This is a genomic window from Plantactinospora sp. GCM10030261, assembly GCF_042666615.1.
Classification (GTDB): domain Bacteria; phylum Actinomycetota; class Actinomycetes; order Mycobacteriales; family Micromonosporaceae; genus KBS50.
Genome location: NZ_JBHTDD010000009.1, coordinates 1 through 18,315, shown reverse-complemented (window position 1 = coordinate 18,315; position 18,315 = coordinate 1). Strand labels below are relative to the sequence as shown.

Sequence of the window (18,315 nt, the reverse complement as noted above, 5' to 3'; positions counted from 1 at the left end):
AACGATGTCACTGCGACCACCAGGACGACCGTCCCGGGGTTCACCGCTGCGCCGCACGATGGCGATCCTGGCCGCCGTGGTCCTCGGCGTCACCGCCCAGCCGGCCATCGCCGGAACGGCCGGCGCCGCTCCGGCCTCGCCGAAGGCGACGGTCAGCAAGGATCTGCTGACCGAACTCGCCGCGAAGGGCAAGGCGAGCTTCACCGTCTATCTCCGCGAACGGGCCACCCTGAACGGGACGGCCACGCTGCGCGACTCCGGCGCGCGGGCCACCGAGGTGCACCGGCGGCTCACCGACACCGCCGACCGCAGCCAGGACGGACTCCGGGCCGAGCTGGACCGGCGCAAGGTCCCGTACACCGCCTTCTGGATCGCCAACGCGCTCCGGGTGACGGGTGACAAGAGCGTTGTCGACGCGATCGCCGGCCGCCCCGAGGTGGAGCGGATCGATCCGGCCCGTGTCTACCCGCTGATCACGCCGAAGACGACCGCGTCCGGCACCAAGGCCGGCACCCAGGCCGTCGAATGGGGACTCACGAATGTCGAGGCCCCCCGGGTCTGGACCGAGTTCGGCGTCCGCGGCGAGGGCATCGTGGTCGCCAACATCGACAGCGGCGTGCAGTACGACCACCCGGCGCTGGTCGGCAAGTACCGGGGTAACTCCGGCGGCGGTGGCTTCGACCACAACTACAGCTGGTTCGACCCGGCCGGCATCTGTCCCGACCCCGCGCCGTGCGACAACAACGACCACGGTACGCACACGATGGGCACGATGGTCGGCGACGACGGCGCCGGAAACCAGATCGGGGTGGCGCCGGGTGCCAAGTGGATCGCGGCCAAGGGTTGCGAGACCAATAGCTGCTCGGACGCCTCACTGCTCGCGGCCGGCCAGTGGGTGTTGGCGCCGACCGACCTCAACGGCCAGAACCCGCGCCCTGACCTGCACGCCGATGTCGTCAACAACTCGTGGGGCGGCGGCCAGGACGACCCCTGGTACCAGCAGACCGTCGCCGCCTGGCGGGCGGCAGGCATGTTCCCGATGTTCTCCAACGGCAACGACGGACCGGGCTGCGGCACCGCCGGATCGCCGGGCGACTACCCGGAGACCTACTCCGCCGGCGCGTACGGCATCGACAACTCGATCGCCGACTTCTCCAGTCGCGGCGCGTCCCAGGTGGATGGTGGGCTGAAGCCGAACATCGCGGCGCCCGGCGACGATGTCCGGTCGAGTGTGCCGGGCGACGGCTACGCCCGCTTCAACGGCACCTCCATGGCGGCCCCACACGTCTCCGGAACGGTGGCGCTGATGTGGTCGGCCGCACCCAGCCTGCGCGGCGACCTCGCCGCCACCATGGCCCTGCTCGACGACACGGCGACCGACATGGACGCCACCACCTGTGGCGGCACCGTCGACGACAACAACGTATTCGGTGAGGGCCGGCTCAACGCGTACAAGGCCGTCGAAGCCGCACCGCGCGGACCGGTCGGCCGGATCAGCGGCACCGTCACCAAGGCCGCCGACGGCGCTCCGCTCGCCGGGGCCACCGTCACGGCCGGCGACCGCAGCGCCACCACCGGCCCCGACGGCCGGTACGCGCTGACCCTGCCGGCCGGTGAGTACCCGCTGACCGCCAGTGCCTACGGGTACGTCGCGCAGACCGCGACCGTCACCCTGCCCGAGGGCGGCGCAGTGGAACAGAACTTCGCGCTCGCGGTCGCGCCGTCGGTCACCGTCTCCGGGACCGTCACCGACGGATCAGGGCACGGCTGGCCGCTGTACGCGAAGATCGAGGTCGCCGGTCGTCCCGGCGGTCCGGTCTTCACCAACCCCGTCACCGGCAGGTATTCGTTCACGGTCCCAGGCGGTGCCGACTACCGGCTCACCACGACCGCGCAGTACCCCGGCTACCGGGTGGTGACCACCGACGTGACGGTCGAGGCGGCCAACAGGACGGTCGACATCGTGCTGCCCGTCGACCCCGCCTGCACCGCACCCGGTTACCAGGCGAGCCTCGGCGAGCCGTTGCTGTCCGAGACCTTCGACGGCGCCGACGCCCCGGCCGGCTGGTCGGTGGTCAACCGGACCCCGAGCGGCGGCTGGCAGTTCGACGACCCGGGTGAGCGGGGCAACCTCACCGGCGGCGAGGGCAACTTCGCCATCATCGACAGTGACGCGCTGGGCAGTGGCAACCGGCAGGACACCGACCTGCGTACCCCACCGCTGGACCTGTCCGGCGCCTCGGCGCCGCTGCTGCGCTTCAACAGTGACTGGCGGGCCGTCGGCATCTCCGACACGGCGGACATCGACGTCTCCGTCGACGGGGGCGAGACCTGGGTGAATGTCTGGCATCAGACCTCCAGCCGGCGCGGGCCGCGGGTGGAGGAGGTGCCGCTGACTCCGGCGGCGGGTGACTCCGACGCGCTGGTCCGGTTCCGCTTCCAGGGCACCTTCGCCTGGTGGTGGGAGGTGGACAACGTCCAGGTGGTGAACCGCAACTGTGACCCGGTGCCGGGTGGCCTGGTGGTCGGCTTCACCACCGACAAGAACACCGGGACCCCACTCAACGGGGTGACCGTGTCCAGCGTGGAGGCTCCGGCGGACAAGGGTGTCTCGGCCGCCACCCCGCAGGACCCGAACATCCCGGACGGCTTCTACTGGTTGTTCTCCAGCCAGACCGGGGAACACCCGTTCACCGCCAGCAGGTCACCGTACGCGGCGGCCACGAAGACGGTCGCGGTCGTCCCGGACGGCGTGAAACGGGCCGACTTCGCGCTCCGCGCCGGCCGGCTCACGGTCAGCCCGACCACAATCGAGTCACACCAGCGGTACGGCAGTACGCGCACCACCACCGTGCGGGTCACCAACACCGGCAGCGCCGCGGCCGAGGTCGAGGTGCTGGAGCGGACGGGCGGCTTCGAACTGCTCCGCCGCAAGGGTGCCGATCTGGTCGAGCAGCCGGTGAAGGGGATCAGCAAGAGCCGGACCGGGGCGAAGTACGGCGGCCAGCCACCGGCATCCACCGCGGTCGCCGACGCCTGGACCCGGGTGGCGAACCTGCCCGCCAGCGTCTTCGACAACGCGGCCGCCAACCTGGACGGCAAGGTCTACTCCGTCGGCGGCGGTTCCGACACCGGTCAGGAGAAGAAGGCCTGGGTGTACGACCCGGCCGGTGACTCCTGGACGGCCCTGCCGGACCTGCCCACCGCCCGGTCGAAGCCGTCGGCGGCGGCGGTCAACGGCAAGGTGTACGTGCTCGGCGGTTGGAGTGCCAGCGGTGACCCGGTCGCGTCGGTGGACGTGTTCGACCCTGCCGCCGGGTCGTGGAGCACGCTGAGCACCACCAACCCGGCCCCCCGATCGGCGGCCGGTACGGCCGTCGCCGGCAACAAGGTGTACCTGGTCGGTGGCTGTGCTGACAGTGAGTGCAGCGACACCGACGACACGGTCATCTTCGATCCGGCCACCGGGGCGTTCAGCACCGGTGCGGCGTACCCGCATCCGGTTTCCTGGATGTCCTGCGGCGGCATCTCCGGCGGCGTCTACTGCGCCGGCGGTGCCGGGACCACCGAGTTCACCGACGCCTTCCGGTACGACCCGGCAGCGGACTCCTGGAGCCCGCTGCCGGACCTGCCGATCGACCTGTGGGGTGGCCAGTACGCCGCCACGGGCGACCTGCTGGTGATCGCCGGCGGCGTGACCGGCGGCTCGACTGCCGTCACGAACCGCACCGTCGGGTACGACCCGGCGGCGGGGGCCTGGCGGGACCTGCCGAACGCCCAGTTCGCCAGGTACCGGGGAGCCGGCGCCTGCGGGGCGTACAAGATCGGTGGCTCGCCGACCTCGTTCGTCGGCTCGCCGGAAACCGAGCGCCTCGACGACCTCGGCGAGTGCGCGGGTGAGGGTGACGTGTCCTGGTTGTCGGCCGCGCCGACGACGTTCACCCTCGCGCCCGGGGCGTCCCGGAACGTGACGGTGACGCTCACCGCCACGGCCGCCGCCGGGGTGGAGCAGCCCGGCACGTACACCGCCGAGCTGGGCTTCCGGTCGAACACGCCGTACCAGGTGTCGGGCGTCTCGGTCACCATGCACGTGCAGCCGCCCGCGAGCTGGGGCAAGCTGCAGGGCACGGTGCTCGGCCAGCCCTGCGACGGTGATCGGGTGCCGGTCCGCAACGCGACGATCCGGCTCAACTCGCTGGCCAGTCCGGGCACCGGTTACACGCTCACCACGGACGGCCAGGGCCGGTACGCGTACTGGTTGCCGCGCGGCCGGTACGACGTGATCGCGGCGAAGGACGGCTGGATCCCCGAGGTGGCCCGGACGACCATCTCGGCGGGGTTCGTCACCACGCTGGATTACGTCCTCGATCCGGTGACGTCCTGCGACACCCGGGCGAGCGGCCGATGAGGTAACACGGAAGGGCCCCTGGCAACGCTGACCGTTGCCAGGGGCCCGTTCCGCTCGTCAGGCGACGGTGAGGCCGACCTCGTTGATCCCGCGGCCCGCGGTCACCAGGGTGTCGCCGTTGCCGTGCCGGGACAGCGCCCGCAGCGTCCACGTCCCGGGTGCGGCGAAGAACCGGAACTGGCCGACCGGTGACGTCACCACCTCGGCGGTGAACTCCCCGGTCGAGTCGAGCAACCGGACGTACGCGCCGGGCACGGCCTCACCGGAGTCGGACCGGACCACGCCGGTGATGACGGTTTCCTTCTCCAGATCCAGGCTGGCCGGCAGCGGCGCGGCCTGGTCGGGTGCCGCGCATCCGGCGGCGGTGGGTGCGGTCATGACTCAGGCCTCCCCTGGCTCGTCGCCGAGCGCCACCGGCACGCCGACCAGCGAGCCGTACTCGGTCCAGGATCCGTCGTAGTTCTTCACGTTCCGGTGGCCGAGCAGTTCCTGGAGCACGAACCAGGTGTGCGAGGAACGCTCGCCGATCCGGCAGTACGCGATGGTCTCCTTGCCCTCGTCCAGTCCGGCGTCGCCATAGATCCTGCGAAGCTCGTCGTCGGACTTGAAGGTGCCGTCCTCGTTGGCCGCCTTGGACCACGGCACGCTGATCGCGGTGGGCACGTGGCCGGCCCGCTGTGCCTGTTCCTGCGGCAGGTGGGCGGGGGCGAGCAGGCGCCCGGCGTACTCGTCCGGCGACCGCACGTCGACCAGGTTCTTGGTGCCGATGGCGGTCACCACCTCGTCCCGGAACGCCCGGATCGAGTTGTCCGGTTCCTGCGCCGCGTACCGCGTCGCCGGCCGGGAGACGGGATCGGTGACCAGCGGACGGGCCTCCAGCTCCCACTTCTTGCGACCGCCGTCGAGCAGCTTCACGTCGCGGTGGCCGTACAGCTTGAAATACCAGTACGCGTACGCGGCGAACCAGTTGTTGTTGCCGCCGTAGAGGACGACGGTGTCCTCGTTGCCGACGCCCCGCTCGGAGAGCAGCGCCTCGAACTGGGTCTTGTTGACGAAGTCCCGGCGCACCGGGTCCTGGAGGTCGGTGCGCCAGTCGAGCTTGACGGCGCCCGGGATGTGCCCCCCGTCGTAGGCCGAGGTGTCCTCGTCGACCTCGACGAAGACGACGCCCGGGGCGCCGAGGTTCTTCTCGGCCCAGTCAGCCGAGACGAGTGCGGTGTCGCGACTCATCAGATCACTCCTTGGTCTTCGAAGGTGTGTGGTGAGCCAGCGCGTGGAGATCGCTACGGTCGCGGGGCAGGCACGCGCGGGACCCAGACGTGGATGGATCACGGGATCGTGCGACGGCGCCGCTGCCGGGCGAGTAGCAGGAAGAGGATGCGCGAAACCTGCGTGCCGATGGTCGTCGTTCAGGCGACCGGGAGCGACCCCGTCAGATGACGGGGCAACACAGGCAGGTGGCCACGCGGCACAGGTCGACCGCGCGCCGTTTGGTGAGGAGCGTCCCCATGGCCAGGGAGCCTACCAGCGGTGACCGGCCGCGTCACCGTACGACCACGATCTGGACAGTGCCCCGGGCTGCCTCGGCGGATCTCAGGATCAGTCGCTCAGCCGGCCGTGGAGCGCAGCGGGACGTTCGCCGCGTCGGCGGTGACCACCAGCCCGTCGGCCTGCGCCCGGACCTCCCGCACGGTGAGCTGGAACGGCAGCTTCGGCAACGGGATGTTGATCGAGATCTGGTTGGCGTAGGTGTTCAACGCCGCCTGGGCGAGCGGGATGGCCGGCAGTTCGTCGGCGCTCAGGTCCTTGAACCGGACCGCCACCTGCCCCTTGTCGACCGAGAGGTCAGCCGTGCCGCGGACGGTGAAGTCCTGGCCCAGCAGGTTGACCGGCGCGGTGACCGCGAGCTGGCCGTCCTGCTCGGCGAGTTGCAACCCGGGCCGATTGATCAGCTTGGTGACCGTCTCGTACGAGAGGGTGCCGGTGCCGGTCACCGACTCGGCCACCACGTCGCCGGTGCCGGACCGCAAGGTGTCCAGCGGGGCGTTGACGTTACGGGCGTCGATGTCGACGCTCGGCAGGGCGTAATCCGTGCCGTTCACCGCGCCGCTGACGTTCGCCAGGTCGATGGAGATGGACTCGTACCGGCCGTTCAACACCTGGGTGAGGAACGGGAACCCGCCAACCGAGACGTCCTGCACCGAGGCGCTCGCATCCTGCTTCGCCACCTCCTGGCGCACCTGGTCGGCGATGGCGCGCTCGGCGAAACCGGCCGCCAACCGGTCGGCCACGACGAGTGCCCCGCCCAGGACGACGAGCAGGACGATCAGGCCGATCAGGAACTTCCGACCACGGCGGCGAGGCCGCTCCTGGTACCCGTAACTGTCGGCCACGCCGCCTCCTGTCCGTGCTACCGCGCTCGGTCCGGGCACCGTTGTACCCGGATAGCGGAAGATTGAATCAGAGCCAGAAAACGGTGATCGCGTAGGCCGCCGGGGCAGCCAGCGCGAAGCCGCCCAGCGGTCCCTGCATGTGCCGGGCTATCCACATGGTCGGCGCCTCCCCGGCCATCTGCCGGCCGGCCTCGGCGTAGCCGACGGCGAGATCGGCGAGGACCGCCGTACCGGCCGCGACCAGACCGACGAGGGCGGCGCCGGTCGGGTTGAAGGCGACGAGGTAGCTGCCCATCACGGCGCTGGCCAGCGTGCCGCACATCGCCCCGAACACGACTCCGACAGCGCCGCGCGGCACCTGGGGCGCGAGTCGCGGCCTGGGTAGCACGGCGTCCGTGAGGCGCGCGACGGCGAGCGCCACGCCGGCCGCGGTCAGGCAGACGAAGATGGCCTGGGTGCCGCCCGGTTTCCGGCTCAGCACGATCAACGTCCCGAAAGCCACCACTCCCACCACGATGAGCAGGGTGGCACCGAGGGACTCGGTCACCCGGTTCCGGTCGGTACGCCGGATCAACTGTCCGAGCACCGCCACCACGAAGCCGCCGGCCGCGACGTACCCGAGTGGGGCGAGCACAGCGAGGGTGGGCCGCACCGCGGCGACATCGGCGACCGCGGCGACCGCGAGGCTGACGCCGGCTACCAGTTTCAGGGCGGGCGGGCGCATGGCCATCGTCCAGGCCAGCACGTAGAGCAGCTGGACTCCGAGGACGACCGCGGTGAACGGGAGCCGGTGCCCCGGACCGGCGGTGTGGGCACCGAGCACCAGGCCCACCCCGAGCAGGGCGGCGAAACCGGCGACGGAGAGCGACAGCGATCTGTTGACGGGAACGACGGCGGTTGTCGCCTCCTCGTCCGGCGGATCCGCGTCGGTGCCAACCGGCGAAGGGCTCGCCTTCTCCCGACCGGCGGTGGGCGGGCCGTCCCGATCGGGAATCGACGGGGCCGGCGGGCCGCTCCGGGGCGCTGGGCCGGGCGGGGTCATCGGGCCCCTCGGGGCCGATCCGGGCGGAACGGACTGGGCGTCCCCGCCGGGCCCGGGGCCTGGCCGGGCAGCCGGACCTGGGCCTGGGCCTGGCCGGGCAGCCGGACCTGGGCCTGCTGGCCGGGCCTCCCGACCCGGTTGCCCCGGCAGATGCCGGGGCTGGTCGCCGTAGCCACCCGGACCACCTGGGTAGCCGCGCGGGTCCCGACCGGGGGGCGGGCCGGGCGGTCCGGGCGAACCGTCCGGCCGGCGGTTCCGGCCAGTCTCGGGAGGCGTCGAGGGGAACACGCCCCGATCGTGCCAGACCCGGGAGGCAACACGCCGGCCACCGTTTCGGGGAGGAAAAATCTGTGGTGCCATGTGCCCACAGAAGGGGTATATCGGTCTACGTATCGGCGGTGTCGGGCGCACCATCCGCTAGGCTCGTCCTCACTGCCCGTCAGCGCAGCCGGGACCACCGTGCGGCGGTCCGCCGCATGGACGGAGGTGTGCACCGTGCAGATACTGCTTCTCGTTTCCGCCCTTCCCGGCGGCCCCTCTGCGGTCCTGCCCGCGCTCGACCTGCTGCCGCACTCGGTTCGCACCGCGCCCCGGGACGTCCGCAACCTGGTCGCCGGCCCCAGCCCGGACGCGGTTCTCGTCGATGCCCGCACCGACCTCGGCGACGCCCGCGCCACCTGCCGGGTGTTGCACGCCACCGGCCTCGGCGTGCCCCTGGTCGCCGTGGTGACCGAGGCCGGGCTGATCGCGGTGAACGCGGACTGGGGCGTCGACGACGTGATTCTCACCGGGGCCGGCCCGGCCGAGGTCGAGGCCCGGCTGCGGCTGGCCACCGGACGGCTGAGCGCCGCCACCGCCGCGGCCTCCGGACTGGTCCGGGCTGGAGAGCTGAGCATCGATCCGGACACCTACGCGGCGAAGCTCAAGGGACGGCCGCTGGATCTCACGTACAAGGAGTTCGAGCTCCTGCGCTTCCTGGCTCAGCACCCGGGCCGGGTCTTCACCCGGGACCAGTTGCTCCGGGAGGTCTGGGGCTACGACTACTTCGGCGGCACCCGCACCGTCGACGTGCACGTCCGGCGCCTACGCGCCAAGCTGGGCTCGGAGTACGAGTCGATGATCGGCACCGTGCGCCAGGTGGGTTACAAGTTCGTCGTGCCCCCCGCCCGGTCACTGCCCGAGTCTCCGGTGCACGGGGAGATCAATCCCCTGGAGCCGGCCGGTCCCGCCGACGGCGGGCGTCCCGCCGGTTCGCGGGACGCCAGTCGCAATGGCCGCGCCGATCGGCCGGCCCACGCCTGATTCCACCGGTCGCCCGACCGTAGCCTGTTCGAGCAGGTTATCCGAAAACGGGATTTTCTCGGGATAGCTCGCACCTAGGCTTCTTGTCGGATGAGACCGGCAATGAGGGTTACTCCCGTCATGTACGCCGGCGCATGCACGGCGACATGGAGGCCCGCGATGAGGTTCACTCCGGCGGCACGGCTCCTGGTTCTGGTGGTCGTCCTCGCCACCGGAGTCCTCTCCGGCGTCTACGCCATCGGCCGCGTCGTGGGGACCGAGACGGCCCTCCCGGACGACCCGGGGGTCGAGCCGACCCGCGCTTCACCGTCGGCCAGCCAGTCCACGAACCCGGACCGGCGGGAGGAGGGCCTTCCCCCGTTGCCGGCCGACGTGGACGGCCCGTTCGGCGCCCGGTTGACCACCGGCACCAGCCAGGTGGCACTGACCTTCGACGACGGCCCGGACCCCGCGTACACCCCGCAGATCCTGGCGATCCTGCGCGCGCACCGGGTCAAGGCCACGTTCTGCATGGTCGGTGAGAACGCCGCGGCGCACCCCGAGTTGGTGCGCGCCGTGGCGGCCGAGGGCCACACGCTGTGCAACCACTCCTGGAACCATGACGTCCTGCTGGGCCACCGGAATCCGGCGGTCATCCAGGCCGACCTGCTGCGCACCGACACGGCGATCCGGGCGGCGGCGCCGGGCGTACCCGTGCGGCTGTTCCGCCAGCCCGGCGGCAACTGGACGCCGGCCGTGGTGGCGGTCGCGCGGACCATGGGCATGACGTCGGTGCACTGGGACGTGGACCCGCGGGATTGGACCCTACCGGGGGCGAGTGTCGTGTACGGACGGGTGCTGCTCAACGTCACGCCCGGGTCCATCGTGCTGCTGCACGACGGGGGCGGTGACCGGCAGGGCACGGCCGACGCGCTGGCGGAGATGCTTCCCGAACTGCTCGGTCGGTACCAGCTCGGCGCGCTGCCCACCCGTTACTCCCCCTCGGTCTACGCGGCCGCCCGAGCCGCCATGAGCCCGGTCACCCCACGCTGACCGGCCGGGCCGAGCGGCATCCGGCGACCGGGACGTGCCGGCTACGGTGGAGGTGTGATCAACGCAGCCTCGTCCGGTGACGTGCACATCTCGCGTGCCGACCAGCTCACGCCTGACGAGGTGCGGGCGGTCCTCACCTTGACCGAGTCGGCGGGCCGGGCGGACGGTGCCGCCCCCGTCTCCGAGCACGTACTGCTCTCGCTCCGGCAGCCCCGTTCGGAGGCCACCACGCACCTGATCGCCCGCGAACCAGGTGGGCCACCGGTCGGCTACGCCCACCTCGACATCTCGCCCGGTCCTCGCGGATTCAGCGCCGAACTCGTCGTACACCCGCAGAACCGGCGGCGGGGTCTCGGCCGCAGCCTCGTGGAAGCCGTGCTTGCCGCGGCCGGGGGCGCCAGCCCGGCGACCGGGACCACGCTGGGCGTCTGGGCCCACGGCGACCACCCGTCGGCCGCGGCGATCGCGCTCGACCTGGGCTTCCGCCGGGACCGGGTGCTCTGGCAGCTCCGCCGTCCGCTCACCGGCGACCTCGTCGGACCGGAGTTGCCCACCGGGGTCACGCTGCGACCGTTCGCGCCGGGCGCCGACGACGCCGCCTGGCTCGCACTGAACGCCCGCGCCTTCGCCAGCCATCCGGAACAGGGCCGGTGGACGATTGCCGATCTACACGCCCGGATGGCCGAGCCGTGGTTCGACCCGTCCGGGTTCCTGTTGGCCACCGCCGACGACGGTCGACTGCTCGGCTTCCACTGGACCAAGGTCCATCCCCCGGCCACCGACCACGGCCGGTCGATGGGTGAGGTGTACGTGCTGGGTGTCGACCCGGACACCCACGGCCTCGGCCTGGGCAAGGCGTTGACCCTCGCCGGCCTCACCCATCTACGGGACCGGGGCCTGCCCCGGGTGATGCTCTACGTCGACGAGTCGAACGCCCCGGCGATGCGGCTCTACCAGCGGCTCGGGTTCGGCTCGTGGAGCGCCCACGTGACCTGGCGGCGACCGGTCACCGGTTGAGCGCCGGCCCAGCCTGCCCCGGGCCTCCGCAACGGGGTGACGTCAGCCCGACGCCTGCCGCGGTCCTCCGCATCTGGGGGCGTGGCGTCAGCCGAACCGGCCGGTGATGTAGTCCTCCGTCGCCTTCACCGACGGGTTGCTGAAGATCCGCTGCGTGGCATCCATCTCGATCAGCTTTCCGGGCTTGCCGGTGCCCTCGATGTTGAAGAACCCGGTACGGTCGCTGACCCTGGCCGCCTGCTGCATGTTGTGCGTCACGATCACGATCGTGAACTTTTCCTTCAGCTCGTTGATCAGGTCCTCGATCGCCAGTGTGGAGATCGGGTCCAGGGCCGAGCAGGGCTCGTCCATCAACAGCACGTCCGGCTTGATGGCGATGGCGCGGGCGATGCAGAGCCGCTGCTGCTGGCCACCTGACAGGCTCGACCCGGGGCGGCCCAGCCGGTCCTTCACCTCTTCCCAGAGGTTCGCGCCGCGCAACGAGGTCTCCACCAACTCGTCGAGCGACGCCTTGCGCATCCGCCGGTTGTTGAGCTTCACCCCCGCCGCCACATTGTCATAGATGGACATCGTCGGGAACGGGTTCGGGCGCTGGAAGACCATGCCGACGTGCCGGCGCACGGTGACCGGGTCGATGTCGGGGTCGTACAGGTTCTGCCCGTCCATCGCCACCTTGCCGGAGACCCGCGCCCCCGGCAGCACCTCGTGCATCCGGTTGAGCGTCCGGAGGAATGTCGACTTTCCACAGCCGGACGGCCCGATCAGGGCGGTGATGGAGTACGGCTCGATCGCCATGTTGACTCCCTCGACCGCCTTGAACGAGCCGTAGTAGATGTCGAGGTCGGCGACTTCAATGCGCTTGGCCACGAGTGTTCCTTTCCTCGGTCAGCGGCTGTTCGACAGGGAGAAGTAGCGGGAGACCAGGCGGGCGATCAAATTCAGTCCCATCACGAGGATGAACAGGGTGAGAGCCGCCGCCCAGGCCCGGTCCACGCCGAACTCCGGCGGCACACCCGGGATGGTGTACGAGTAGTAGGTGAACACCGGCAGCGACGCCATCCGGCCGTCGGTCAGGTCGGTGTTCAGCGAGTTCGTGCTTCCGACGATGATCAGCAGTGGCGCGGTCTCGCCGATCACCCGGGCCACCGCGATGGTGACGCCGGTGGCGATGCCGGCCGCCGCGGTGCGCAGGACGACCTTGACCACGGTCCGCCACTTGGGCACGCCGAGCGCGTACGACGCCTCGCGCAGCTCGTTCGGCACGAGCTTGAGCATCTCCTCCACCGACCGCACGACGACCGGCACCATGAGCACCGACAGCGCCACGGCGCCACCGATGCCGAACCGGACGCTCGGACCGAAGAAGATGGCGAAGAGGGCGAACGCGAACAGGCCGGCGACGATCGATGGGATACCGGTCATCACGTCGACCATCAGGGTGACCGCCCGCGCCACCCTGCCGCGCCCGTACTCGACCAGGTAGACAGCGGTCATGATGCCGATCGGCACGGAGATCAGGGCGGCGGCACCGGTGATGAGCAGGGTGCCGATGATGGCGTGGTAGGCGCCGCCACCGGCCTTGAGGACGCCGCGCATGTCCGAGCTGAGGAACTCCCAGTCCAGCCGGGTGACGCCGTTCTGGATGGCGGTGACCAGCAGGGAGAGCAGCGGCAGCAGCGCGAGCGCGAAGGCCGCCGTGACGACGAGCGTCACGAACCGGTCCTTTGCCCGGCGCCCACCCTCGACCTGCCGGGAGATTAGCGGCAGCACGATCGCGGTGAGCGCCACGCCGAGCACCACGGCGAGCGAGATGCTGGTGCCGAGCACAGTCCCGGCGAGCAGGCCGAGCGCCAGACAGGCGACGACTATCGCCCACGGGGCCCAGGCCGGCAGGGTGCGATGGCCGGTGGCGAAGCCAGCCTGACGCTGGATGGGCGGGCTGGTCGTCGAGGTCATGCGTTCGCTCCCGAGAAGTCACGACGGCGGGCGACGATGGCGCGGGCCGCGTAGTTGACCGCGAAGGTCAGGGCGAAGAGGACAAGGCCCGAGGCGATGAGGGCGTTCACCGCGATGCCGCTGGACTCCGGGAAGTCCAGGGCGATGTTGGCGGCGATCGTGTTGCTGTTTACCGATCCGATGAGGTTCCCGGTAATGACGTCGGCCGGGGAGAGCACCATGGCGACCGCCAGCGTCTCGCCGAGCGCCCGGCCGAGCCCCAGCATGCTGCCGCTTATGACACCCGACTTGCCGAACGGCAGCACGGTCATCTTGATCATCTCCCACCGGGTGGCGCCCAGGGCGAGCGACGCTTCCTCCTGGAGCCGCGGCGTCTGGAGGAACACCTCCCGGTTCACCGCGGTCATGATCGGAAGGATCATCACGGCCAGGACCAGGCCGGCGGTGAGCATCGTCCGGCCGGTGGCCGAGGTCGGTCCGGCGAACAGCGGAATGAATCCGAGGTTGTTCTCCAGCCACTGGTAGACCGGGACCATCTGGGGCGCCAGGAAGAAGATGCCCCACAGGCCGTAGACGACGCTGGGCACGGCGGCGAGCAGGTCCACCAGGTAGCCGAGAAACTGTGCCAGCCGGCGCGGCGCGTAGTGCGAGATGAACAACGCGATGCCGACCGACAGTGGGGTCGCCACGACCAGGGCGATCGTGGCCGCCAGCACGGTGCCGAACAGCAGCGGGGCGACGTAGGAGAAGAACCCCTGCTCACCCGGAATGTCCTCGGCGGGAGCGACCAGGGCCGGAAAGCCCTCGACGAGCAGGAACGCGGCGACGGCGGCGAGGGTGACCAGGATGAGGATGCCGGAGGCGGTCGCGGTGCCGGAGAAGATCCGGTCGCCGAGCCGCCGGCTGGATCCCATCGAGCCCGGTGTCTGGTCGCCGCCCGTCGGCGCCCCGCTCTGCGCGGTGGCGGGCGTTGTCACTGGTGCGTCTCCTCAGCGTCAGGGTGGCTGTAGATCGGTTCTGTCGGACGGCGGCGGGTCCGGCCGGTCGTCGATCGACCAGCCGGACCCATTCGCACTTTGTTTACGGTTGTCAGGCGGCTGACTTGATCGCCTCGATGGCCTTGGTGGCGTTCTCCCGCTGCTTCGCGGTGATCGGGGCCGAACCGGCGTTCTCGGCGGCCTTCTTCTGGCCCTCCTCGCTGACGAGGTAGGTGAGGAACGCCTTCACCAGGTCGGCGTTCTGCTTGCTGTCGTACTGCACGCAGGCGAGCTGGTAGGAGACCAGGACGATCGGGTAGACGCCCGCCTCCGTGGTGTCCCGCGGCAGGTCGATGGCGTAGCTATAGTCCCCGCGACCCTCGACCCGCGTGGCGGCGTCCACGACCTTCGCCGCGGCCTCCGGCGAGTACTCGACGAACTCCTCGCCGACCTGGACGCTGGCCACTCCGAGGTCACCGGCCTGCGACGCATCGAGGTAGCCGATGGTGCCCTGGCCACCCCGCAGCGCGGCGGCGACGCCCTGGGTGCCCTGCGCGGCCTCACCACCCTGCACCGGCCAGTTACCGTCAGCCTCGTGCGGCCAGTCCTGCTTGGCGGCTTGGGCCAGGTAGTCGGTGAAGTTCTCGGTGGTGCCCGACTCGTCCGACCGGTGCACCGTGGTGATCTTCGTAGCCGGCAGGTTGACGCCCGCGTTGAGCTGAGTGATCGCCGGGTCGTTCCATGTGGTGATCTTGCCGTCGAAGATCTTCGCGATCACCGACGCGGAGAGCTTGAGCCCCTCCACGCCCTCCAGGTTGTAGGCGACCGCGATCGGCGAGATGTAGCCGGGCACCTCGATGAAGTCGCCGCCGCACGTCGACTTGGCGGCCTCCACCTCCTCCGGCTTCAGGTAGGCGTCCGAACCGGCGAACTGCACGCCGCCGGAGGTGAACGCCTTGCGGCCCGCACCCGAGCCGGTCGGGTCGTAGTTGACCGTGGCGTCCGGGTACTTCTCCGAGAAGCCCGCGACCCAGGCCTGCATGGCCGCACCCTGCGCCGAGGACCCGGAACCGGCGAGGTTGCCGCTGACCTCGGCCGCACCGGAGTCCGCGCCCGAGTCGTCATCGCCACCGCAGGCGGCGACGCCGAGGAAGAGCATGGCCGCGACCGGCAGGGCGGCCAACCGAAGGGACTTGCGATTCACGGTGATGATGCCTCTCTGGTCTGGGCGCAACGCCGCCCGATGGTGGCGATGGCGAAGTCACCATCGCGATCGAGGGGGACGCTACGAGCCCTTCATAAACGGCCGGACCGAGCATGGTGAACGAAAGGTGAACAGCAGGTTCCGACACCAGTGAATGAGCATCAGGTCCGGCGAAAGCGCACTATCCGTGAACAAGGTCACCCGATGCGGTTTCCGCCGTTCCGCCGTACGCGGAGCCAGCGGCGAGCCTGCTCGGGGGTGACGCTGTAGTAGACGGCGGCCGACCGATCCGGCCTCGTTCCGCTGGTCCGTTGCAGCGGCAGACCATATGTGGCGTAATCGTGATGGGACTTCACGATGCGGGTGAGCCCGCCCATCGCACCGATCACCTTGTCGACCGAACTGCCCAGCTCGGCCGCGATGTCTCCCACCGGCAGCCGATGGCCAGGCCGTTCGGAGAGCAGGTCGAGGATCGCCGTCACGGTCCGATGGGTCCTGGAGCGACCGTTCGCGAACCGACGCAGCTCAGCCACCGGCCACTCCCGGCCATGCCGCGCACGGGCGGTCTGGGACCTCGGCGCGGGTCGCGGAATCGGGCGGGGACGCCGATCGAGATCCTCGATAAGGCGGGCGATGTGGTCGACGTACTCGGCGGGCACGGCGAGGTGCACGAATTCCTCGGCGGTCGCCGTCCCCTGCCCGATATGCCGTCGACTCATGATCCCCGTCCGAGGGCAGCCTGATCTTTTGTAGAAAACGCAGCGGTGCGAAATCGGCTACGCGCGATGTGCGCGACAAAGTATCACGGCTCGGTAACGCATGATCAAACATTCCCCCGCCCTGACCCCCACCCCCTTTCCTCGTCGATCTAGGGCAGATGGTCGTCAGTCGATCTCCAATCACGACCATCTGCCCTAGATCGGCGAGAGAAGGGGGCCCGGGGGCCCGGGGCCGGGGCAGCGGGCCGGGGCAGGGGGGTGGGGTTAGTCCAGGACGAAGCGGGCGGGGGTGTTGGCAGCCATCTCCAGCCGGGGCGTCACCGGCACCGCCGGGTCCCGCTGCTCGGCGGCCGCGGCCAACGAGTCGATGTCGGTGCTCTGGGCGATCTGGGTCAACGTCACCAGGGTCGGCGGCAGCATCGCCAGCTCACCGGCCTCGACCCGGGCCACCGCGTCCGCAGGTCTGATCCACATGGTGTGGTCGGCCTCGCCGGAGACGTCCCGAGTCCGCTGCCCCGCCGGAAGCAACGCCAGGAAGAAGTACGTGTCGAAGCGGCGCGGCTCGAACTCCGGCGTGATCCACCGGCTCCACGGCAGCAGCAGGTCGGACCGGAACGTCAGCCGCCGTTCCCGCAGCAGGTCGGCGAAGCCCGCCCGGTGTCCGGCCAGCGCCACCCGGGCCACCTCCCAGTCGGCGCCGCTGACGTCGCCGACCACCTCACCGGCACCGGGGCCGGCCAGCAACACGCCCGCCTCCTCGAACACCTCCCGGGCCGCCGCACAGACCACCGCCTGGGCTGCCTCGGCGCTCAGTCGCAACCGCTCCCCCCACCGCGCGGGATCCGGTCCGGCCCAGTCCAGGTGCACCTGCGAATCGGACGGGTCGACCCCACCGCCGGGGAACGCGTACATGCCGCCGAAGGCCATCGCGGCGAGCCGGCGGATGACGTACACCTCGAATCCGGTGCCGGGCGCGGGCCGCAACAGCAGGACGGTGGCCGCCACCCGCGGCGTGGCGGGTGGTTCACCGGCGGCGGCGAACCGGCGAGCGTGCTCGGCCAGCGACTCGGGCACCGGGAAGTCGATCGTCATCCCGTGAGCTTAGAGTCCGCGAGATGACCAATCTCCGCAGGATGATGGCATGATCGCCGAATGACTCGGTGGGGCATCCTGGCCACCGGCGGCATCGCCGCCGCCTTCGCGAAAGACCTCCGGCTGGTGCCGGACGCCGACCTGGTCGCGGTGGGATCGCGGTCTCGCGACGCCGCGTCGCGGTTCGCCGACCGACACGGCATCCCCCGGGCGTACGGGTCCTGGCGCGAACTCGCCGCGGACGACGACCTGGATGTCGTGTACGTCGCCACGCCGCACGTCGCGCACCACGACGCCGCGATGACGTGCCTCACGGCGGGCCGGGCGGTGCTGGTGGAGAAGCCGATCACCCTCGACCGGACCACCGCCGCCGAACTGATCGACACGGCACGCGCCCGGGGACTCTTCCTCATGGAGGGGATGTGGATGCGCTGCCATCCGCTGATCAGGCGGATGGTCGAGATGATCGCCGACGGGGCGATCGGCCGGATCACGTCGGTGCGGGCCGACTTCGGGCTGGCCGGCCCGTTCCCGCCGGAGCACCGGCTGCGCGATCGGGCACTCGGCGGTGGCGCCCTACTCGATCTCGGGGTCTACCCGATCCACCTGGCGCACCTGCTGCTCGGCGCGCCGGCGACGGTGCAATCGTGGGCGAGCCTCTCCCCGGAGGGCGTCGACGAGAACACCGGGCTGCTCTTCGGGTACGACTCGGGGGCCGTCGCCACCATGTCGTGCGGGCTGGTAGGCCCGACCGGGCAGACCGCAGCCGTGACCGGCACGCACGGCCGGATCGAGTTGCCCGCGCCGTTCTTCGTTCCCCGCCACCTGACTCTGCATCGCGCCGAGGCGGCGGCGGAGCCGGAACGGATACCGGTCGAGTTCCCGGGCACCGGCTTCCAGTTCGAGGCCGCCGAGGTGCAGCGCTGCCTCGCGGCCGGTCTGCCGGAGAGTCCCCTGGTGCCGCACGCCACCACACTCGAGCTGATGGGTCTGCTGGACGAGATCCGCGCCCGCATCGGCGTCACCTACCCCTAACCCACCCCGCCCCACCCCACCAGGCCCCACCCCCACCCGGGTTGATCAAGAGGTTTGCGTCATCTGGGAGCGCCTTCGGTGACGCGAACCTCTTGATCAACCCGGGTGGGGGGTGGGGGTGGCCGGGTGGGGGTGGGG

15 protein-coding genes and 1 pseudogene are annotated in these 18,315 nt (G+C 70.8%); 5 read left to right on the top strand and 11 right to left on the bottom strand.

Going from position 1 to position 18,315, the window contains the following annotated elements:
* Window positions 1–4 precede the first annotated feature (4 nt).
* Complete coding sequence (locus tag ACFQUZ_RS13035; RefSeq protein ID WP_377441651.1) at window positions 5–4,408, top strand: S8 family serine peptidase; 4,404 nt, start codon at window positions 5–7, stop codon at window positions 4,406–4,408.
* 57 nt (window positions 4,409–4,465) lie between these two features.
* Here ACFQUZ_RS13035 and ACFQUZ_RS13030 read toward each other — a convergent pair whose 3' ends face one another.
* From ACFQUZ_RS13030 to ACFQUZ_RS13010, 5 genes are all read right to left on the bottom strand, one after another.
* Window positions 4,466–4,786, bottom strand: coding sequence for a DUF1416 domain-containing protein (locus tag ACFQUZ_RS13030; RefSeq protein ID WP_377441649.1), 321 nt, complete (start codon window positions 4,784–4,786; stop codon window positions 4,466–4,468).
* A 3-nt stretch (window positions 4,787–4,789) separates the two neighbouring features.
* Window positions 4,790–5,638, bottom strand: coding sequence for a sulfurtransferase (locus ACFQUZ_RS13025; protein ID WP_377441648.1), 849 nt, complete (start codon window positions 5,636–5,638; stop codon window positions 4,790–4,792).
* A 202-nt stretch (window positions 5,639–5,840) separates the two neighbouring features.
* Window positions 5,841–5,918: an Ms5788A family Cys-rich leader peptide gene (locus tag ACFQUZ_RS13020; protein WP_322791022.1), complete on the bottom strand. Its 78-nt coding sequence runs from the start codon at window positions 5,916–5,918 to the stop codon at window positions 5,841–5,843.
* A gap of 97 nt (window positions 5,919–6,015) precedes the next feature.
* A complete protein-coding gene (locus ACFQUZ_RS13015; RefSeq protein ID WP_377441646.1) occupies window positions 6,016–6,801 on the bottom strand; it encodes a DUF2993 domain-containing protein in 786 nt (261 codons plus the stop codon).
* 67 nt (window positions 6,802–6,868) lie between these two features.
* Entirely contained in the window at window positions 6,869–7,843 is a 975-nt protein-coding gene (locus tag ACFQUZ_RS13010; protein ID WP_377441644.1) for a hypothetical protein, read from the bottom strand.
* 495 nt (window positions 7,844–8,338) lie between these two features.
* On the opposite strand from ACFQUZ_RS13010, the pseudogene ACFQUZ_RS13005 reads away from it, so the two are divergent.
* The 3 genes and pseudogenes from ACFQUZ_RS13005 to mshD all read left to right on the top strand — a co-directional run.
* Window positions 8,339–9,028: pseudogene (locus ACFQUZ_RS13005) on the top strand (winged-helix domain-containing protein); the annotation flags it as partial.
* Between the two features lie 276 nt (window positions 9,029–9,304).
* Window positions 9,305–10,177, top strand: a complete 873-nt coding sequence (locus ACFQUZ_RS13000; RefSeq protein WP_377441642.1) for a polysaccharide deacetylase family protein — start codon at window positions 9,305–9,307, stop codon at window positions 10,175–10,177.
* Between the two features lie 57 nt (window positions 10,178–10,234).
* A complete protein-coding gene (gene mshD / locus ACFQUZ_RS12995) occupies window positions 10,235–11,194 on the top strand; it encodes a mycothiol synthase (RefSeq protein WP_377441993.1) in 960 nt (319 codons plus the stop codon).
* Window positions 11,195–11,281: 87 nt separating this feature from the next.
* On the opposite strand, the gene pstB is transcribed toward mshD, so the two are convergent.
* From pstB to ACFQUZ_RS12965, 6 genes are all read right to left on the bottom strand, one after another.
* Window positions 11,282–12,061: a phosphate ABC transporter ATP-binding protein PstB gene (pstB, locus tag ACFQUZ_RS12990; RefSeq protein WP_377441640.1), complete on the bottom strand. Its 780-nt coding sequence runs from the start codon at window positions 12,059–12,061 to the stop codon at window positions 11,282–11,284.
* Window positions 12,062–12,079: 18 nt separating this feature from the next.
* Window positions 12,080–13,150 (bottom strand): phosphate ABC transporter permease PstA, encoded by a 1,071-nt coding sequence (pstA, locus tag ACFQUZ_RS12985; RefSeq protein ID WP_377441638.1) that lies wholly within the window; start codon window positions 13,148–13,150, stop codon window positions 12,080–12,082.
* Entirely contained in the window at window positions 13,147–14,127 is a 981-nt protein-coding gene (pstC, locus tag ACFQUZ_RS12980; protein WP_377441636.1) for a phosphate ABC transporter permease subunit PstC, read from the bottom strand. The genes pstA and pstC overlap by 4 nt, the downstream gene beginning before the upstream one ends.
* Window positions 14,128–14,239: 112 nt before the next feature.
* The gene (pstS, locus tag ACFQUZ_RS12975) at window positions 14,240–15,331 is read right to left on the bottom strand and encodes a phosphate ABC transporter substrate-binding protein PstS (RefSeq protein ID WP_377441633.1); all 1,092 of its coding nucleotides are present in this window, start codon (window positions 15,329–15,331) and stop codon (window positions 14,240–14,242) included.
* 197 nt (window positions 15,332–15,528) lie between these two features.
* A complete protein-coding gene (locus tag ACFQUZ_RS12970; protein ID WP_377441631.1) occupies window positions 15,529–16,050 on the bottom strand; it encodes a hypothetical protein in 522 nt (173 codons plus the stop codon).
* Between the two features lie 264 nt (window positions 16,051–16,314).
* Window positions 16,315–17,142: an NUDIX hydrolase gene (locus ACFQUZ_RS12965; RefSeq protein ID WP_377441629.1), complete on the bottom strand. Its 828-nt coding sequence runs from the start codon at window positions 17,140–17,142 to the stop codon at window positions 16,315–16,317.
* A gap of 60 nt (window positions 17,143–17,202) precedes the next feature.
* Between ACFQUZ_RS12965 and ACFQUZ_RS12960 the strand changes: the two genes are divergently transcribed.
* On the top strand, window positions 17,203–18,177 hold the full coding sequence (locus ACFQUZ_RS12960; RefSeq protein WP_377441627.1) for a Gfo/Idh/MocA family protein: 975 nt from the start codon (window positions 17,203–17,205) through the stop codon (window positions 18,175–18,177).
* Window positions 18,178–18,315: the final 138 nt, after the last annotated feature.

Excerpts from the sequence above, each read along its gene's own strand:
- ACFQUZ_RS13035 (WP_377441651.1), top strand. The coding sequence starts at position 5 with ATGTCACTGCGACCACCAGGACGACCGTCCCGGGGTTCACCGCTGCGC.
- ACFQUZ_RS13030 (WP_377441649.1), bottom strand. The coding sequence starts at position 4,786 with ATGACCGCACCCACCGCCGCCGGATGCGCGGCACCCGACCAGGCCGCG.
- ACFQUZ_RS13025 (WP_377441648.1), bottom strand. The coding sequence starts at position 5,638 with ATGAGTCGCGACACCGCACTCGTCTCGGCTGACTGGGCCGAGAAGAAC.
- ACFQUZ_RS13020 (WP_322791022.1), bottom strand. The coding sequence starts at position 5,918 with ATGGGGACGCTCCTCACCAAACGGCGCGCGGTCGACCTGTGCCGCGTG.
- ACFQUZ_RS13010 (WP_377441644.1), bottom strand. The coding sequence starts at position 7,843 with ATGACCCCGCCCGGCCCAGCGCCCCGGAGCGGCCCGCCGGCCCCGTCG.
- ACFQUZ_RS13000 (WP_377441642.1), top strand. The coding sequence starts at position 9,305 with ATGAGGTTCACTCCGGCGGCACGGCTCCTGGTTCTGGTGGTCGTCCTC.
- pstA (WP_377441638.1), bottom strand. The coding sequence starts at position 13,150 with ATGACCTCGACGACCAGCCCGCCCATCCAGCGTCAGGCTGGCTTCGCC.
- ACFQUZ_RS12970 (WP_377441631.1), bottom strand. The coding sequence starts at position 16,050 with ATGAGTCGACGGCATATCGGGCAGGGGACGGCGACCGCCGAGGAATTC.
- ACFQUZ_RS12965 (WP_377441629.1), bottom strand. The coding sequence starts at position 17,142 with ATGACGATCGACTTCCCGGTGCCCGAGTCGCTGGCCGAGCACGCTCGC.
- ACFQUZ_RS12960 (WP_377441627.1), top strand. The coding sequence starts at position 17,203 with ATGACTCGGTGGGGCATCCTGGCCACCGGCGGCATCGCCGCCGCCTTC.